This window comes from Rhodococcus yunnanensis NBRC 103083 (assembly GCF_001895005.1).
Classification (GTDB): Bacteria; Actinomycetota; Actinomycetes; order Mycobacteriales; family Mycobacteriaceae; genus Rhodococcoides; species Rhodococcoides yunnanense.
This window is the reverse complement of sequence record NZ_BCXH01000042.1, coordinates 1-3,487: the sequence shown is the minus strand read 5'-3', so window position 1 is coordinate 3,487 and position 3,487 is coordinate 1. Positions and strand designations below refer to the sequence as shown.

General features: G+C 55.3%; 2 rRNA genes. Both read right to left on the bottom strand.

What is annotated here, in order from left to right:
• Nucleotides 1-4: 4 nt before the first annotated feature.
• A 5S ribosomal RNA gene (rrf, locus tag RY1_RS29145) occupies nucleotides 5-121 on the bottom strand.
• A 155-nt stretch (nucleotides 122-276) separates the two neighbouring features.
• Nucleotides 277-3,438: ribosomal RNA gene (locus RY1_RS29140) — 23S ribosomal RNA — on the bottom strand.
• Between the last annotated feature and the right edge of the window lie 49 nt (nucleotides 3,439-3,487).

Genomic DNA, 3,487 nt, shown 5'->3' with positions numbered 1-3,487 from the left:
TTGTGTTCGGCGGTGTCCTACTCTCCCACACCCTGTCGAGTGCAGTACCATCGGCGCTGGAGGGCTTAGCTTCCGGGTTCGGAATGGGACCGGGCGTTTCCCCTCCGCTATGGCCGCCGTAACTCTGCGAAACAGTGTCACGAGCGAACCTGACACCCACAACCCCAACAATGTCGTGGAGGGGTGGGTAACGGATTCGTGTATTCGATTGTCGATACCGGAACAACTCGTGTGTTGTTTCAGATATTGCACAGTGGACGCTGCGTGTCTTGTATTAGTGGTAAGTCCTCGGCCTATTAGTACCAGTCACCTGCATCGGTCACCCGACTTCCAGTTCTGGCCTATCAACCCGGTGGTCTGCCGGGGGCCTTACCCCCACAAAGGGGGTGAGAAACCTCATCTTGGAACAGGCTTCCCGCTTAGATGCTTTCAGCGGTTATCCCTTCCGAACGTAGCCAACCAGCGGTGCTCCTGGTGGAACAACTGGCACACCAGAGGTTCGTCCGTCCCGGTCCTCTCGTACTAGGGACAGCCTTCCTCAAGTTTCTAACGCGCGCGGCGGATAGAGACCGAACTGTCTCACGACGTTCTAAACCCAGCTCGCGTGCCGCTTTAATGGGCGAACAGCCCAACCCTTGGGACCTACTCCAGCCCCAGGATGCGACGAGCCGACATCGAGGTGCCAAACCATCCCGTCGATATGGACTCTTGGGGAAGATCAGCCTGTTATCCCCGGGGTACCTTTTATCCGTTGAGCGACACCGCTTCCACATGCCGGTGCCGGATCACTAGTCCCGACTTTCGTCCCTGCTCGACTTGTCAGTCTCACAGTCAAGCTCCCTTGTGCACTTGCACTCGACACCTGATTGCCAACCAGGCTGAGGGAACCTTTGGGCGCCTCCGTTACATTTTAGGAGGCAACCGCCCCAGTTAAACTACCCACCAGGCACTGTCCCTGAACCAGATCATGGTCCGAGGTTGAGGTATCCAATACGATCAGAGTGGTATTTCAACAACGACTCCACAGTAACTGGCGTCACCGCTTCACAGTCTCCCACCTATCCTACACAAACCGAACCGAACACCAATACCAAGCTATAGTGAAGGTCCCGGGGTCTTTTCGTCCTGCCGCGCGTAACGAGCATCTTTACTCGTAATGCAATTTCGCCGAGTCTATGGTTGAGACAGCTGAGAAGTCGTTACGCCATTCGTGCAGGTCGGAACTTACCCGACAAGGAATTTCGCTACCTTAGGATGGTTATAGTTACCACCGCCGTTTACTGGGGCTTAAATTCTCAGCTTCACCACCCCGAAGGGCAGTTGACCGGTCCTCTTAACCTTCCAGCACCGGGCAGGCGTCAGTCCGTATACATCGTCTTACGACTTCGCACGGACCTGTGTTTTTAGTAAACAGTCGCTTCTCACTGGTCTCTGCGACCCAACCCAGCTCAGGAAGCAAGTTCCATCACCGGGCGTGGTCCCCCTTCTCCCGAAGTTACGGGGGCATTTTGCCGAGTTCCTTAACCATAGTTATCTCGATCGCCTTAGTATTCTCTACCTGACCACCTGTGTCGGTTTGGGGTACGGGCCGTGTGAAAGCTCGCTAGAGGCTTTTCTCGGCAGCATAGGATCACTGAATTCACCTCAATCGGCTACGCATCACCTCTCAGGCTTGTGTGAACGGCGGATTTGCCTACCGTTCGCCCTACAGGCTTACACCAGTACAACCACTGACTGGCCCAGCTACCTTCCTGCGTCACCCCATCGCTTGGCTACTACCAGATCAGGTCCCACGCATCCACCCACCCCCGCACACCCGAAGGTGTGAAGTAAGCGGGATTCAGGGCGGTTAGTATCACTGATTCACCATGGGCGCGTTCACACGGGTACGGGAATATCAACCCGTTGTCCATCGGCTACGCCTGTCGGCCTCGTCTTAGGTCCCGACTCACCCTGGGCGGATTAACCTGGCCCAGGAACCCTTGGTCATTCGGCGGACGAGTTTCTCACTCGTCTTTCGCTACTCATGCCTGCATTCTCACTCGCACAGCCTCCACACCTGGATCACTCCGATGCTTCCATGGCTGCACGACGCTCCCCTACCCACCCACACACCTGGCTGACTCTCCGTAGAAAATCAGCGGGCTATTGTGTGAGTGCCGCAGCTTCGGTGGTGTACTTGAGCCCCGCTACATTGTCGGCGCAGGATCACTTGACCAGTGAGCTATTACGCACTCTTTCAAGGGTGGCTGCTTCTAAGCCAACCTCCTGGTTGTCTTCGCGACCCCACATCCTTTTCCACTTAGTACACGCTTAGGGACCTTAGCTGGCGATCTGGGCTGTTTCCCTCTCGACTACGAACCTTATCGCCCGCAGTCTCACTGCCACGCTCTCACTCATCGGCATTCGGAGTTTGGCTGATTTCGGTAAGCCGGTAAGCCCCCTAGACCATCCAGTAGCTCTACCTCCGATGAGAAACACGTGACGCTGCACCTAAATGCATTTCGGGGAGAACCAGCTATCACGGAGTTTGATTGGCCTTTCACCCCTACCCACAACTCATCCCCTCAGTTTTCAACCTAAGTGGGTTCGGTCCTCCACGACGTCTTACCGTCGCTTCAACCTGGCCATGGGTAGATCACTCCGCTTCGGGTCTAGAACACGCCACTACACCACTTTCGTGGATACGCCCTATTCGGACTCGCTTTCGCTACGGCTACCCCACACGGGTTAACCTCGCGACATGCCACTAACTCGCAGGCTCATTCTTCAAAAGGCACGCCATCACCAGCCACCACAAGTGGTGCACCAGCTCTGACGGATTGTAAGCGCACGGTTTCAGGTACTATTTCACTCCCCTCCCGGGGTACTTTTCACCTTTCCCTCACGGTACTAGTCCGCTATCGGTCACCAGGGAGTATTCAGGCTTATCGGGTGGTCCCGACAGATTCACAGCAGATTTCACGGGCCCGCTGCTACTTGGGCATTCGCTACGACAGTCACAGTATTTTCGTCTACGGGACTCTCACCCTCTACGACAGGCCGTTCCAGACCACTTCGACTAACACCATGATTTCTTACTGTCGGCCGATCCGGCAGAATCGACAAAACAAACCCCACAACCCTCCATACGCAACCCCTGCCGGGTATCACACGCACAAAGTTTGGCCTCATCCGCTTTCGCTCGCCACTACTCACGGAATCACAATTGTTTTCTCTTCCTGTGGGTACTGAGATGTTTCACTTCCCCACGTTCCCTCCACACACCCTATATATTCAGGTGCAGGTAACACGACATCACTCGTGCTGGGTTTCCCCATTCGGACACCCTCGGATCACAGCTCGGTTGACAGCTCCCCGAGGCTTATCGCAGCCTCCTACGTCCTTCATCGGCTCCTGGTGCCAAGGCATCCACCGTACGCTCTAAACTACTTACAACAATTAAAGATGCTCGCGTCCACTGTGCAATTCTCAAACAACACACACA